The organism is Pseudomonas oryzagri (genome assembly GCF_020831405.1).
GTDB lineage: Bacteria > Pseudomonadota > Gammaproteobacteria > Pseudomonadales > Pseudomonadaceae > Geopseudomonas > Geopseudomonas oryzagri.
Genome location: NZ_JAJHPU010000025.1, coordinates 26,020 through 40,615, shown reverse-complemented (window position 1 = coordinate 40,615; position 14,596 = coordinate 26,020). Strand labels below are relative to the sequence as shown.

Annotated in this window: 11 protein-coding genes and 1 other RNA gene; 4 read left to right on the top strand and 8 right to left on the bottom strand. The window is 65.1% G+C overall.

Annotated elements, in window-relative coordinates:
* Window positions 1–80 precede the first annotated feature (80 nt).
* The 3 genes from LMJ29_RS10020 to ffs form a co-directional block, all read right to left on the bottom strand.
* Window positions 81–407: a YbaB/EbfC family nucleoid-associated protein gene (locus LMJ29_RS10020; RefSeq protein WP_229605378.1), complete on the bottom strand. Its 327-nt coding sequence runs from the start codon at window positions 405–407 to the stop codon at window positions 81–83.
* Window positions 408–416: 9 nt separating this feature from the next.
* Window positions 417–2,444 carry a DNA polymerase III subunit gamma/tau gene (gene dnaX / locus LMJ29_RS10015; RefSeq protein ID WP_229605377.1) on the bottom strand — a complete coding sequence of 676 codons (2,028 nt, stop codon included), beginning with the start codon at window positions 2,442–2,444 and terminating at the stop codon, window positions 417–419.
* 181 nt (window positions 2,445–2,625) lie between these two features.
* Window positions 2,626–2,722: signal recognition particle sRNA small type (gene ffs / locus LMJ29_RS10010), an RNA gene on the bottom strand.
* A gap of 281 nt (window positions 2,723–3,003) precedes the next feature.
* Between ffs and LMJ29_RS10005 the strand changes: the two genes are divergently transcribed.
* A complete protein-coding gene (locus LMJ29_RS10005; RefSeq protein WP_229605376.1) occupies window positions 3,004–5,925 on the top strand; it encodes an ATP-binding protein in 2,922 nt (973 codons plus the stop codon).
* 74 nt (window positions 5,926–5,999) lie between these two features.
* Here the strand turns inward: LMJ29_RS10005 and LMJ29_RS10000 are convergent, their stop codons facing one another.
* Window positions 6,000–6,851 carry a CAP domain-containing protein gene (locus LMJ29_RS10000; RefSeq protein WP_229605375.1) on the bottom strand — a complete coding sequence of 284 codons (852 nt, stop codon included), beginning with the start codon at window positions 6,849–6,851 and terminating at the stop codon, window positions 6,000–6,002.
* Window positions 6,852–7,034: 183 nt separating this feature from the next.
* On the opposite strand from LMJ29_RS10000, the gene LMJ29_RS09995 reads away from it, so the two are divergent.
* Window positions 7,035–9,035, top strand: a complete 2,001-nt coding sequence (locus LMJ29_RS09995) for a peptidase U32 family protein (protein WP_229605374.1) — start codon at window positions 7,035–7,037, stop codon at window positions 9,033–9,035.
* 125 nt (window positions 9,036–9,160) lie between these two features.
* Here the strand turns inward: LMJ29_RS09995 and LMJ29_RS09990 are convergent, their stop codons facing one another.
* A complete protein-coding gene (locus LMJ29_RS09990) occupies window positions 9,161–11,983 on the bottom strand; it encodes a beta strand repeat-containing protein (protein ID WP_229605373.1) in 2,823 nt (940 codons plus the stop codon).
* 746 nt (window positions 11,984–12,729) lie between these two features.
* Here LMJ29_RS09990 and LMJ29_RS20950 point away from each other — a divergent pair.
* Window positions 12,730–12,858: a hypothetical protein gene (locus LMJ29_RS20950; RefSeq protein WP_264758841.1), complete on the top strand. Its 129-nt coding sequence runs from the start codon at window positions 12,730–12,732 to the stop codon at window positions 12,856–12,858.
* A 9-nt stretch (window positions 12,859–12,867) separates the two neighbouring features.
* Here the strand turns inward: LMJ29_RS20950 and LMJ29_RS09985 are convergent, their stop codons facing one another.
* Window positions 12,868–13,227, bottom strand: coding sequence for a VIT1/CCC1 transporter family protein (locus LMJ29_RS09985; RefSeq protein WP_229605372.1), 360 nt, complete (start codon window positions 13,225–13,227; stop codon window positions 12,868–12,870).
* A 491-nt stretch (window positions 13,228–13,718) separates the two neighbouring features.
* Here LMJ29_RS09985 and LMJ29_RS09980 point away from each other — a divergent pair, with 491 nt between their 5' ends.
* On the top strand, window positions 13,719–14,000 hold the full coding sequence (locus LMJ29_RS09980; protein WP_229605371.1) for a peptidylprolyl isomerase: 282 nt from the start codon (window positions 13,719–13,721) through the stop codon (window positions 13,998–14,000).
* 62 nt (window positions 14,001–14,062) lie between these two features.
* Here the strand turns inward: LMJ29_RS09980 and LMJ29_RS09975 are convergent, their stop codons facing one another.
* Both LMJ29_RS09975 and LMJ29_RS09970 read right to left on the bottom strand, forming a co-directional pair.
* Window positions 14,063–14,344 (bottom strand): cell division protein ZapA, encoded by a 282-nt coding sequence (locus LMJ29_RS09975; RefSeq protein WP_229605370.1) that lies wholly within the window; start codon window positions 14,342–14,344, stop codon window positions 14,063–14,065.
* Window positions 14,341–14,571: a hypothetical protein gene (locus LMJ29_RS09970; protein WP_229605369.1), complete on the bottom strand. Its 231-nt coding sequence runs from the start codon at window positions 14,569–14,571 to the stop codon at window positions 14,341–14,343. Before LMJ29_RS09970 ends, LMJ29_RS09975 begins: the two co-directional genes overlap by 4 nt.
* Window positions 14,572–14,596: the final 25 nt, after the last annotated feature.

Sequence of the window (14,596 nt, the reverse complement as noted above, 5' to 3'; positions counted from 1 at the left end):
GCGCGACTCGCCGCCCGGCCTGACTCCGACGGTGGGTTATGCCGCTGCGCGGCCAACCCACCCATCAGAGTGCGGGCAGCTTAGAACGGCATCTTGAAGCCGGGCGGCAGCTGCATGCCGGCGGTCATGCCGGCCATCTTGTCCTGATTGTTCTGCTCGATCTTGCGCACCGCATCGTTCACCGCGGCGGCGATCAGGTCCTCGAGCACTTCCTTGTCTTCCTGCATCAGGCTGTCATCCAGAGTGACGCGCTTGACGTCATGGCGGCCGGTCATCACCACGCTCACCAGGCCGGCCCCGGACTGGCCGGTCACCTCGGCGTTGGCCAGCTCCTCCTGTATCTTCTGCATCTTTTCCTGCATCTGCTGCGCCTGCTTCATCAGCGCGGCCATGCCACCTTTCATCATGGGATCACCTCAATTGTCCAGGGGTACGATTGTGCCGTCGCGGATCACCGCGGCGAACTGCTCCATCATCTGCCGAACCAGCGGGTCGGCGTGAATCGATGCCTCGGCTGCGTGCTGACGCTCGGCGCGCTGGCGGGCCGCGGCCTGGGCCGGGGTTTCCTGCTCGGGCCGGACGATATCGATCTGCAGGGTCAACGGACGGGCGTGGTAGCTGCTCAGGGCATCGGTCAATCGCCGCTGCTGGCCAGCGTTGAACAACGCACTCTGCCCGGGATCCAGATGCAGGTGCCAACGGTCGCCGTCCACCGCCACCAGGGTACAGTTGGCGGCGATGCTGGCGGTCATGCCGGCCAAACCCAGCTTGGGGAACAGCTCCAGCCATTCGGCGGCCAGGCCGGTGGCCGGCTGCGCGGCTGGCAGTGGTTCTGCAACGACCGGAACCTGCAGCGGTGCCGGATCGTCCACCGGCTGCATGTTTTCCAGATAGGCGTAGGCATCCACGTCGACGTTGTCGAAATCGTCATCCGCCTCGTCGGCGGCGACCTCCGCCGCAACGGACGGCGCCTCCGGGACCGGCTCGGGCCTGGCAGGCTCCACTCTCCGAGCAGGCGTCTGCGCCACGGAATGAGCCGGAACCGGCGGCACCCTCTCGGGCTGGCGCGGCACTGCCGGCTCGCTCACCTCGCCAGGCGATACATTGGCTGGCGCATGAGCGCTGTGCGTCACGGGCGAGGTATCCCAGGGCACGTCGACTGGCTGGGTCGGCAGCGGAACCTGCACCTCCTGGACCGCCATGCGAGGAACCGGAGCGTTCGGCGAAGCGCCCACCGCCACAGCGGTCTCGGTCACCGAGATCCGCGCTGCAATCCCGGCCACCGCTGCCTGAGAGGAATCAGTCGTGGCCTCACCGATCCCCGGGTTCTTTAGCGGCGTATCGGGTGCCTTGGCCGTATCGGCCGGACGGAACGCCAGCATGCGCAGCAGCACCATCTCGAAGCCGCTACGCGGATCGGGCGCCAGCGGCAGGTCGCGGCGACCGATCAGCCCCATCTGGTAGTAGAACTGCACATCCTCGGCCGGCAGCGCATGCGCCAGCTCAAGCACTCGCTCGCGGTCGCCCTGGCCATTGTCGACCGCCTCCGGCAGCACCTGGGCAATGGCCACGCGATGCAGCACGTTGAGCAATTCGGCCAGCACGCCGGCCCAGTCTGGCCCCTGCTCGGCCAACTGGCGCACGGCATCGAGCAGGGCGCGGGCGTCGCCGGCGAGCAGCGCCTGCAGGACGCCGTAAACCTGACCGTGGTCGAGCGTGCCGAGCATGGCGCGCACGTCGGCCGCCAGCACCTTGCCCTCGCCGAAGGCGATCGCCTGGTCGGTGAGGCTCATGGCATCGCGCATCGAGCCGTCGGCAGCACGGCCCAGCAGCCACAGCGCATCCTCCTCGAAGGGGATCCGCTCGGCGCTCAGCACGTGGGTCAGGTGTTCCACCACCCGCTCCGGCGGCATGTTCTTCAGCGAGAACTGCAGGCAGCGCGACAGGATGGTGACCGGCAGCTTCTGCGGATCGGTGGTGGCGAGCAGGAACTTGACGTGCGGCGGCGGCTCTTCAAGAGTCTTGAGCAGGGCATTGAACGAGTGCGTGGACAGCATGTGCACTTCGTCGATCAGGTACACCTTGTAGCGGCCTCGGGTCGGCGCGTACTGCACGTTGTCGAGCAGCTCGCGGGTATCCTCGACCTTGGTGCGGCTCGCCGCGTCCACCTCGATCAGGTCGACGAAACGTCCCTCGTCGATCTCTCGGCACACCGAACACTGGCCACAGGGCGTCGAACTGACTCCCTGCTCGCAATTCAGGCACTTGGCGAGGATGCGCGCGATGGTGGTTTTACCCACGCCGCGGGTACCTGTGAACAGATAGGCATGGTGCAGGCGCTGATTGTCCAGAGCGTTGATCAGGGCCTTGAGCACATGGGTCTGGCCGACCATTTCGCGGAACGAGCGCGGACGCCACTTGCGGGCAAGGACCTGGTAACTCATCGAATCTTTCGCTGCGGGCAATTGAGCGTAGGGTGTCAATGCTAGCGAAGCATGGGGCAAATTGCACCCGCCCAGGGGCTCAGGACGGGATGTCGCTCAATCAATAACGGGGAATAGGTGCTGTGCCCCGGGGACCGACGAAGCGGCGGCAAAGGTTTTCGCCGGCCGGAAATGGAGATGGCCCCGCCAGCCACACCCCGGCACACGATGTTCTCGCTATGGCTGCTTCCTTCCGGACCTGACCAGGTTGACGAGTAATCGTTGCGGGGGGACCGACAGGGCCACCATAAAGTACCCGCCTGTGAGCGGGCCGCGCCATTGTAACGAGTCGTGCGCAACTTACAACCCGCCGGGCGAAAAACTCTCCGCGCCGCCAGCGACAGCCTCGCCCTCCGGCGCTTGCAGCCGGAAGTGAAACAAAATCGATCAAGGCTTTGCCAAAGCCGTCACAATACAGGTGCATTCCATTATCATCGCCAGGCCCTGCTGCGAGTCGTGGGCGAGCGACATCCCTAAACTGCCGACCCACCACGCGATGAAGACCCAAGGGCGTACCGGTATGCACGACACCCCGAAAACCACCCTCCGCGGCTGGATGTGGCGCGCCTTCGTACAAAGCGCCCTGATCCCGCTGATCCTGGTGGAAACCGTCCTGATCGCCGCCTATCTGCTGACCAACAGTTCGATCCGCGAGGCACAGATCGAGCACCTGCGGGAAACCGCCCTCACCGACCTCAAGGGCGCCGCCCAACAGGAAGCGCACCTGGTCAGCGAACGCCTGAGCGCCATCACCCGGCTCACCGGCGTCTATCGCGAACAGATCGCCAGCGTTCTGCAGCAGGACAGCTTTGCCGACGACGCGCTCGAGCGCCGGCGACACACCCGCAGCAGCGACGGCGTGCTCTACAGCCAGACCGACGATGGCCGCGCCGCCTCCTTCTACTCCAGTGCCACACCGGCCAACCAACAGGATTTCGAGCGCGTCCTGCGCCTGGCCCAGCTCGACCCGCTGATGAAGAGCCTGCTGGGCTCCAACAAGCTCATCGCCTCGATCTATTTCAATACCTGGGACAGCTACAACCGCATCTACCCGTGGTTCCTGGCGCCCGCCCAGTATCCGCACGACATGGTGATTCCCGACTACAACTTCTATTACCTCGCTGACGCCCGCCACAACCCGCAGCGCAAGGTGGTGTGGACCGACATGTACGTCGATCCGGCCGGCCACGGCTGGATGATGTCGGCGCTGGCCCCGGTCTACCGCGGCGACTTCCTCGAAGGGGTCGCCGGCCTGGACGTCACCGTCGACACCATCCTCAGCGAGATCGCCAGCCTGCAGGTGGCCTGGAACGGCTACGCCCTGCTGGTCAGTGCCGACCAGAACATCATGGCCCTGCCGCCGCAGGGCGAGCAGGACCTCCGCCTCAGCGAACTGACCAGCCACTCCTACGACGAAGCCATCCGCAAGGAAATTTTCAAGCCCGCCGACTTCAACCTGGGCAAACGCCAGGACACCACCGCGCTGGCCCAGGCCATCGGCCTCAGCGCCACCGGCGTCGAATCCATCGAACTGGGCGGCAAGCGCAAGCTTGCCGCCTGGGCGACCATCCCGGAGACCGGCTGGAAGCTCATCACCGTGGTCGACGAAGCCGAGGTGTTCAGCAAGACCAACACCCTCGCCAGCCGTTACCAGCAGATCGGCTACCTGCTGATCGCCGGTCTGGTGGTTTTCTACCTGCTGTTCTTCGCCGCCATGTGGCTGCGCTCGCGCCAGCTCAGTCACCGCCTGCAGCAACCGATCGACGGCGTCACCTGGATGCTCGCGCAGATCGGCCAGGGCCAGTGGCTGCCCAAACGCCCCCACTCGGCCATCGTCGAATTCGACCAGATGGCCAGCGCCGCCACCGCCATGGGTCAGCAACTGGCCCACAGCGAGGCTACCCGTCAGCAGGCGCAGACCCAGCTCGGTCTGGTGCTCGACTCGACCACCGAGAGCGTCTGGGAGATCGACCTCGAGCAGCGCAGCATCCGCATCGAGGGCCGCCTCATCGAGCGCTTCGGCCTGGGCGGTCCCCTGCTGGCGCTAGACGCCTTCTACGCGCGCATCCACCCCGAAGACCTCGAACAGGCGGTCACCTGCCTGGAGCATCCGGAGCAGCACCCCAGCGACAACTACACCGTCGAATACCGCCTCGCCGACGACTGCGGCGTCTATCACTGGCTGCTCAGCCGCGGCCGTGCGATGGATACCGAAGCCGACGGCTTCATCCGCCGCCTGGCCGGCACCCATGTCGACATCGACGCGCTCAAGGCCACCCAGGAAGCCCTCAGCCATGCCGGCCAGCAGGCCCAGGCGGCCAACGTCGCCAAGACCCGCTTCCTTTCCAGCATGAGCCACGAGCTGCGCACCCCGCTCAATGCGGTGCAGGGCTTCGCCCAGATGATCCAGCTTGAGCTGGCCGAGCGCAGCGAGGAAACCAGCCTCAACCAGTACGCCGGCGAAATCCTCACCGCCAGCAACCACCTGTGCCAATTGGTCGACGACATCCTCGACCTCGCCTACATCGAGGCGCAGAAGACCAACCTGATCATGGACATCGTCGACGCCCGGCAGATCATGAGCGAATGCATCGAGCTGATCCGCCCGCAGGCCCTCGAACACCATCTGCATCTGGAGAGCCACCTGCCCGAAGGCAGCCTGCTGGTCCACGCCGAGGGGCGCCGACTGCGCCAGATCCTGCTCAACCTGCTGAGCAACGCGGTGAAATACAACCGGCCGAACGGCCACCTGTCGCTGAGCTACAAGATCACCCCCGGCAGCCTGCGCCTGATCGTCGAAGATACCGGCCACGGCATCAGCGCAGAAAAACATCCCCTGCTGTTCAAGCCGTTCCAGCGCCTGGGCCACGAGAACAGCACCATCAAGGGCACCGGTATCGGCCTGGTACTGAGCCGCGAACTGGCCGAACTGATGCACGGCAAGCTTGATTTCAGCAGCGAGCCCGGCATCGGCAGCACCTTCTGGATCGAATTGCCGTTCAGTCCGACCCTACAGAAGGACGCCCAGGACCGCTCCCGACAGCAGCGCGGCGTTCCCCTGCCCCGTGTGCTGTACGTCGAGGACAACCACGCCAGCCAGTTGCTGGTGCAAAAGGCCCTGGCCGATCTGGCCGACGTGGAAATCCTCGAGAACGGCCTCGAGGCGCTGCACTGGATCACCGAGAACCCGCCGGAGTTGCTGCTGCTCGACATCGACCTGCCAGGCCTGCAAGGCGACAGCCTGCTGCGCAGCCTGCGCAAGCATCCGCGCACCCAGCATCTTCCGGTCATCGTCATCAGTGCCGGCGCCCTGCCGGAAGACCAGGCGCTGGTCAGCGAACTCGACGTCGCCTGCTATCTGACCAAGCCGCTGAAGATCCAGGTGCTGCGCGAAGCCATCATGGAGATCGGCAACCGGCTATTTCAATCCAGCAAAGCCTGAATCTCTGCGCTGACGTTCGTCCCACCACGGCTATCGCCCGGCCGCTCATCCGCGCGTTGCTTTGACCGGCTCGCTCAGGGCGAGCCGAACAGCGCCGTCCAGTAGATCCCCGCATCGCTCTTGGGATCGGCGGCGTAGGCCGCGCCCAGTTCCCGAAACTGCGGGTTCATCAGATTGGCGCAGTGGCCGGGACTGGCCAGCCAGCCGTCGATCACCTTGCCGGCGGCGTCCAGCCCGGCGGCGATGTTTTCGCCAATCAGCGCGCCGCCATAGCCGGCCAGCTCCGCCCGGTCGCCCGGCGTGCGGCCGTCGCGATCCTTGTGGGCGAAGAAATTGCCGTTGGCCATGGCCCGGCTGTGGGCCTCGGCCGCCGCGCCCAGCGTAGCGCTCCAGGCCAGCGGCGGCGCCGCCGCGAACGCCTGCGCCCCGCACTGGCGAGGCTGCGCGCGAACGGCGTTGATCCGCTCGAGCAATTGCTGCCCTTCGACCTGCCAGTCGCCCATGCGCCCGGCCAGCAGCGGCCGCGCCACGACGATGCGCCAGTCGCGGCCGGTGTGGTTGACGCCGATATCGACGAACTGCGGATCGAGCAATACCTGACAGAAACTTTGCTGCAGCGCTGCCATGGCCGCCTGCGCGTCGCGCGGCCCGGACAGACTGATCGCCTGGGCGTTGACCAGCGGATAACCCGCGCGACTCAGCGTCCCCTGCAGGTCCCCGCCCCCGGCGGCTGGCATCACCAGCCGCGGATCGACCGCCAGCGGTGGCAGCTCCTCGGAACCCTGGCCGGCACAGTTCTGGACCTGGCCACGATAGGCATTGATCGACTCGACCAGCCGTGCCTCGTCGCCCGCCGAAGCAACGGCGGCGAACGCCAGTCCCAGCGACAACCCGGCAAGCCGCGCCACGAATGAAGCGATACGCATGGAAACCTCCTTGATCTGGATGGGTGCATGATGCGCGATTGCCGGCGGCAGATCATGTCCCGCGTGAGACCAAGCCTTTTCGTGATACGCAGGGGCCGGCGCCCGACTATCACGCCAACCCCGCAAAGCCGCGCCAGCCCGCTACAATGCACGGTTCGTTTGTTGCGCTCGCGAGCCCGCCCCATGTCTCTACCCAAGCACCACCTGGAACTGCTCAGCCCCGCGCGGGATGTCACCATCGCCAAGGAAGCCATCCTGCATGGCGCCGATGCCGTGTACATCGGCGGCCCCAGTTTCGGTGCGCGGCACAACGCCGAGAACAGCGTGGCGGATATCGCCGAGCTGGTGAAGTTCGCCCACCTGTTCCATGCGCGGGTCTTCGTCACCCTCAACACCATCCTCCACGACGACGAGCTGGAGGCGGCGCGCAAACTGATCGTTGATCTGTACGAGGCCGGTGTGGATGCGCTGATCGTCCAGGACATGGGCATCATGGAACTGGACATCCCGCCCATCGAGATCCACGCCAGCACCCAGACCGACATCCGCAGCCTGGAGAAGGCGAAGTTCCTTGCCGACGCCGGCTTCTCCCAGCTGGTGCTGGCCCGCGAGCTGAACCTCACGGAAATCCGCCAGATCAGCGACAGCGTCGACGCCGCGGTGGAGTTTTTCATCCACGGCGCGTTGTGCGTGGCCTTCTCCGGGCAGTGCTACATCTCCCACGCGCAGACCGGGCGCAGCGCCAACCGCGGCGACTGCTCGCAGGCCTGCCGCCTGCCCTACACCCTCAAGGACGACACTGGTGCGGTGGTGGCCTTCGAGAAGCACCTGCTGTCGATGAAGGACAACAACCAGAGCGCCAACCTGCGCGCGCTGATCGACGCCGGGGTGCGTTCGTTCAAGATCGAGGGGCGCTACAAGGACGTCAGCTACGTCAAGAACATCACCGCCTACTACCGCCAGCGCCTCGACGAGATCCTCGAGGAGCGCGGCGATCTGCAGCGCGCCTCCAGCGGACGCACCGAGCACTTCTTCGTGCCCGACCCGGAGCGCACCTTCCACCGCGGCAGCACCGACTACTTCGTCAACGATCGCCTGGTCGACATCGGCGCCTTCGACTCGCCGAAGTTCACCGGCCTGCCGGTCGGCGAGGTGCTCAAGGTCGGCAAGCGCGACCTGGTGGCCAACACCCGCGATCCGCTCTCCAACGGCGATGGCCTCAACGTGCTGGTCAAGCGCGAGGTGGTCGGCTTTCGCGCCAGCGTGGTCGAGCTGCTCAAGCAGTTCGAGGAGGACGGCGAGCCGCGCTGGCAGTACCGCGTCGAGCCCAACGAGATGCCGGCCGAGCTGAAGCAGCTGCGCCCGCAGCATCCGCTCAATCGTAATCTCGACCATAACTGGCAGCAGGCGCTGCTGAAGACCTCCGCCGAACGCCGTGTCGGCGTCACTTGGCAGGCCGAGCTGGACGAAGAACGCGTCACCCTCACCGCCACCAGCGAGGAAGGCATCAGCGCCTCGGCGAGCCTGACTGGCACCTTCGGGGCGGCCAACAAGCCGGAACAGGCGCTGGAACAGTTGCGCGACCTGCTCGGCCAGCTGGGCACCACCATCTACCACGCCGATGGCGTGGCGATCGACGCACCGCAGATGCCGTTCGTGCCCAACTCGCAGCTCAAGGCGCTGCGCCGCGAGGCCATCGAAGCGCTCACCGCCGCACGCCTGGCCGTGCATCCGCGCGGCAGCCGCAAGCCGGTCAACGTGCCGCTGCCGGTCTACCCGGAGTCGCATCTGAGCTTCCTGGCCAACGTCTACAACGAGAAGGCGCGCGCCTTCTACCACCGCTTCGGCGTCCAGCTCATCGACGCCGCCTACGAGGCCCACGAGGAAACCGGCGAGGTGCCGGTGATGATCACCAAGCACTGCCTGCGCTTCTCCTTCAACCTGTGTCCCAAGCAGGCCAAGGGCTATACCGGCGTGCGCAACAAGGTCGCGCCGATGCAGCTGGTGCACGGCGACGAGGTGCTGACCCTGAAATTCGACTGCAAGCCGTGCGAGATGCACGTGATCGGCAAGATCAAGGGCCACATCCTCAATCTGCCGCAGCCGGGCAGCCAGGCGAGCATCGTCGCCGAGATCAGCCCCGAGGACCTGCTGAAAACCATCAAGCGCCAGCCGCTGCACTGAGCGGCGCGAGCGCTGCCGCGAACACGGCAAAACGCTCGGGCACTCGGATAGCCGGGAAAAAAACGGGACCGCACACTGCGGCCCCGTTTGCTTGCGCCGCCTGACAGCGGCCGACCAGAGATGGCTCAGGCGATATCGGTAGTCGCGAACTCGCCCACCGTATTCACCCCGGTCAGCACGATCAGGCTATCGCCGGCGTCCACCGAACCGCTGTCGTTCTCGTCGATGACCAACCAACCGTTGCCGGAGTTCGCCGCGTTCCAGGCCAGGTAGGCATCGTTGGTCCCCACTCCCGCCGTCAGTACCGCGTTGGCGGCAGTGACGAAGGCGTCGAAGCCGGCCAGCGCCGTGCCATTGGCTATGGTGACGTTGCCCGCCAGCAGCGAGGTGGCGATGGTGTCGTCCGCCGAGCTGAAGTCGCCGATGGTGTCCGCGGTGGTCAGGGTGATGCCGGTGTCACCGGAGGCGAACACGAAGGTGTCGTTGTCGTTGCCGCCATACAGCAGGTCGACGCCGGCACCGCCGTGGATCTCGTCGTTGCCCCCCTGGCCGAACACGGTGTCGTTGCCCGAGCCGGCATAGACGATGTCAATGTTCTGCCGGCCATAGATCACGTCGTCGCCCGTGCCGAAGTCGAAGCCACTGCCGGGCAGGTTTTCCGACGAGGCGTTGGTGCCGGTGACGATGCTGAAGGTTTCGCTATAGGTCGCCAGGGCCTCTCCAGTCCCTTGGGCTACGTTGACCGTCACCTCGTAGATGCTCCCGCCAGCCAGCCCGCCTGCCGCAGTGGTGCTGAGCAGACCCGCGGCGCTGACCGAAAACAGTGCAGAGGCATCGGTGGTGATGGTCGCAGAACCCAGCGTCCCCACCTTGGCGCTGTCGAAGCTGAAGGTGTAGGCCCCGCCATTGTCCGGATCGGCACCGGCGGGCACGCTGAGCGTGCCGATTGCCGTACTGGCCCCTGGCGTGCCGTTGCCATTGGCGAACGTCGACACGGCCAGCAAGGCCATGTCCCGCGGCGCATCGTTGTCACCAGTGATATTGATGGTGATGGTCTGGCTGGGCGAGGTCACCCCATCGGCCGTGGCCGTCACGTCGTAGACCAGGCTCGGATTGCTATCCAACTGCAGGGCCTCGATGGCGCCGTCGTTGGCGACGAACTTGTAGGCACCGGTGGTGCTGTTCAGGTACAGGGTGCCGTAGGCGCTGCTGGTGTTCTGCAGGTCGTAGCCGGACTCCAGAGAAGCGCTGCTGCCGGTCAGGGCGAAGATGAAGCTGGTATCGCCGTCGCGGCTGGTCACGCTCAGGGTGCCGGTCTTGTCGCCAAAAGTGTCATCAACGGCCGTGTCGGTGTAGGACGCGACCACCGGCGCTACGTCCGGCGCATCCTGGGCACCGGTCAAGTTGATGGTCAAGGTCGCGCTGTCGGTCGCACCAGAGCCATCGGTCACCATGAGCGTGAAGCTCTCGCTGTCGTTAGCCTCGAGCGCCTCGATTGCCGTATCGAGGGGAACGAACAGATAGGCACCGGCGCTGCTCAGGTAGAGGGTGCCGTAGCTGCCGGCCAGTTTCTGCTGGTAGGTGTTCTCGCCGATGACGAAGCTCCCGGTCACCACGCCCGCAACGTCGATCGCGTAGGTCGCCGTTTCGCCGGCATCGCGATCCACCGTCGACAGACTGCCGGACACATTATTGAAAGTGTCGTTCCCGGCGGTGTCGGTATAGGTGTGCTCGGTCAGAGAGGCCGACAGTTCCGGCAAGTCGTTGACGCCTTCCAGTGCGATGCTGATGGTCTGCGTGGCGCTGTCGGCCGCGCCGTCGGTGGCGTTGACCACGAACTCCAGGGTCTGGGTGCTCTTCAGACCTTCCACTGCCGCATCATCGGCCACGAACTTGTAGGCGCCGCTGATCGTGTTCAAATAGAAGGTGCCGTAGGCCGTGCTCTTCTGCACGTCGAAGCCTGCGCCATCCCCGGTGCCGTCGGTGGCCGTGGAGTCCGCCAGCTCGAAGCTCACCGTATCGCCATCGCGGTCGCTGCCACTCAGCGTGCCGGTCACGTCGTCATAGTGGTCATCGGCGGCCGTGTCGGTCACCGTGCCGCCGCTCACCGCATTCAGCTCCGGCGTATCGTTGACGCCCTCCAACGCGATGGTGATGGTCTGCGTGGCGCTGTCGGCCGCGCCGTCGGTGGCGTTGACCACGAACTCCAGGGTCTGGGTGCTCTTCAGACCTTCCACCGCCGCGTCGTCGGCCACGAACTTGTAGGCGCCCGTCTCGGTGTTCAGGTAGAAAGTGCCGAAGTCCGTGCTCTTCTGCACGTCGAAGTCTGTATCCCCTGTATCAGTGGAGTCCGCCAGCTCGAAGCTCACCGTATCGCCGTCGGGGTCGCTCCCGGTCAGCGTGCCGGTCACGGGGGAGTAGTTGTCATCGGCCGCCGTGTCGTTGACCGTGCCGTCCCCCACGGGATCCAGGGTCGGCGCCTGGTTGACGCTCGATGCCAGCTTGGTGCCCGTGGTATCCACGAACTTGCCGTCGCCGCTGAGCGAGCTGCTACTGGTGGCGCGCACGCCGATGATCAGCGCGGTTGGGTCGCTGGCCAGCAGCGAGGCTATCGCCGGCGGCAAACCGAGCGTATCCAGCGAGAACGACATCGACTCCCCGGCGCTGAGGAAGCTGGCCTTGTCCACTCCCGCCGATCCGAGCCCGGTACTGGAAACCTTGTAGTAGTCGTCCCAGGTAATACCGGTGCCATTCAGATTGAGACTGCTGTCCGACTTGGCCAGCGTGACCGTTCCCCCACCGGTATTGCAACCATCCGAGAACCACAGCGCATTTAGATCCATATATCCCAATATGCAGGTCACCGTGAAGTTGGTGCCATCGAAAACAACCTTGAATTGCAAGCCGGACTCGACCGATCCGAAATCCCACTGATAAGACTCGCTCATGATCATTCCCTCACATCAAAGCTGAAACGCCTCAGACAACCTCTGTCCCATGCTCGCGACCGATCACTCCCGGAATAGGGAATGTACAGATTCAGGGGGCGAGCCTTTCGAGCAGTCCATGGGGGCGGCAAGCAGTTTGATCGGTGAGGTCAGTGCCGATGGATATTTCGTCGCCAAAAAATCCTTGCACCGAACGATGCCAACGCTCATTCGAACCTCCCATCCATGCAACCATTACGGTTATTACTTTCTTGATGCTCCACTTCGTTTCAAACCAGTTCAGGTGTGTAATTACTTCGCCTCGTTAACAAGCAATCGGCATAAGCGATATTCGCCAAATAACTCGATTGCCCCACCAGTTGTTTCTTTGGCTTTACACCTGAAGCACGTTTGTACGTCCATTGAAAAAGTAGCTCAGTGCCATCAGCGCGCCCGGGATTCCGACGGATACTTGACGGTTTTCGAGAGGGGTTCAGACGAACGGCATTCCCCGTCAATTTCCGCACAGGAGTACTGTGACGGAGTTCTCAGTGGTGCGAGGACTGCGCCCCAGGGCGCCGCGACGCATGGGGAAACAATCTGGCGTAGCCATCGCCTGATGACAGGCAAGACGGCGGCCCCCACCCCATTCAGCGCAACCGAACTAGACTTAAAGCGCCCCACAAACGGGGCGATGCCAGGGAGGTAGCGATGCTCGAGATGCGCACTCGCCACCGATCCATTCACCTTCTGCGGAGACCGCAGCCATGAGCAAGAGCCACGAGACGCACAAGGAAACCAGGAAGAAGCCGCAGAAGAATGCCCAGGAAAAGCGCCAGGCCAAGCGCATCAAGAAATCCGGCAACACTTTGCTGGGCAGCCATGCCGCGCCCTGAGGCGGCGCCTCAGGCGCCGAGCGCGATGGAGGCGAAAATCAGCGCCACGCCCGGCACGGTGAACACCCGCGCGGTGAGCCAGGGACGGCGGGCACCGGCAAAACGGCCATAGCAGAACCCGATGACGAACAGCATGGCCAGGGCGACTGCGTGGGAGATGCGCAGAGCGTGCCGGGGTTCGCCGAGCACCATGAACGGCGGCACCACCGGCAGGGTGGAGAGAAACACCAGCAGGAACACCGCCAGCGCGGCGCGCAGATCGCGCCAGCCGATCAGCAGGCTGGTCGGCGGCATTGGCTGCTCGAGAAGACGGCGGTGCAGGCTCTGTATCTCTTCGGCGGGCATCACTTGGCTGAGCAGCGGAGGCATCGCCTCGCTCAACAGGCCGCTGGCCTTGCGCGCCCCCCACCGCCGCCTTACGCGGGCTCTGCCACAGACTCCAGCGTGGCCACGCTCGGCCAGGCGGTTGAGCCGCAGCATGCAGCCGCCCACCATGCCCCAGGCCAAGTTGCAGCCGATACTGGCGACCAGCACTGCACCGAGCTTTCCCCGGCGTGGGCCACGCTGAAGGAACCCGTGAAGGTCAGCACCATAAGCAGACCGAAGAGGGTTTCCGAGATGCGCGAATCCGGATCGGGGATTTCCTGTCTCACCGGCGGGTTGTCACCCTGCACCTCGCTCGCCAGGGCTGCGCTCCCATATCCCTGGCCAATCCCTACCTAAAAGCCAGCAGGGGGATAAAACACTCGTCTCCCAGCCGCCAGCCGAAATTTCCGCCGGGCCGGCCGCCGCGCCGCGGCGTTTCCCTGCCCGGCCGATTGCGGTAGGCTCGGTGACTTCTTCAAGAGGAGCAACTCCCCATGGCCCGAGCCACTGCCCGTCACATCCTGGTCTCCAGCGAAGCCAAGTGCCTGGAACTGAAAGCCGCCATCGAAGCCGGTGCCGACTTCGCCCAGGTCGCCCGCGACAACTCCACCTGCCCCTCCAGCCGCGATGGCGGCAACCTCGGCTCGTTCGGCCGTGGCCAGATGGTCCGCGAGTTCGACCAGGTGGTGTTCAGCGCCCCGCTCAACGTGGTGCAGGGCCCGGTGAAGACCCAGTTCGGCTACCACCTGCTGGAAGTCACCAGCCGCCAGGATTGATCCGGCGCACATGAAAAAGGGGCTGCCAGATGGCAGCCCCTTTTTGTTTGCCCGTTCCCCGCTCAGTTCTGCAACTGGCGGGCGATGCGCTCGGCAGTGGCGGTGAGACGCGCCTCCAGGGCCTCCAGCTGCTGGCGCTGCTCGAGCAGCGGTACGCACAGGTTCAGCGCCGACAGCACCAGCAACTCGTGGCTGCCGGCCAGGGGAAAGCGCTGGTGGTTCTCGTCCAGACGCGCCTGCAGCAGGGCGATGGCCTGCTCCAGCACCGCCTCTTCGCCGGCGCCGGCCTTGATCGAGTAGTCGCGGCCGAGGATCTTCAGCGCACGGACGACGTTGTCGGTCATGCGGCGCTGCTGCTGACGCCGGCGCGCTGCACCAGCGCCTGCAGACGGGCCAGGGTGGCGGTCTGCTGTTCTTCCTGCTCCAGGGCGGCCATTTGCAGGTTTTCGTTCTCTTCCCGAGCCTGGCGCAGTTGCCCTTCGAGCTGCCGGCAGTGGTCGTTCAGCGCCTGGTTCTGTTGCAGCAGGTCGGCCACGAGGCTTTCAAGTTGCGCGAGGGTTGCTTCAAGCATGGGAGTCATCCGAGGGTCGTGAAAG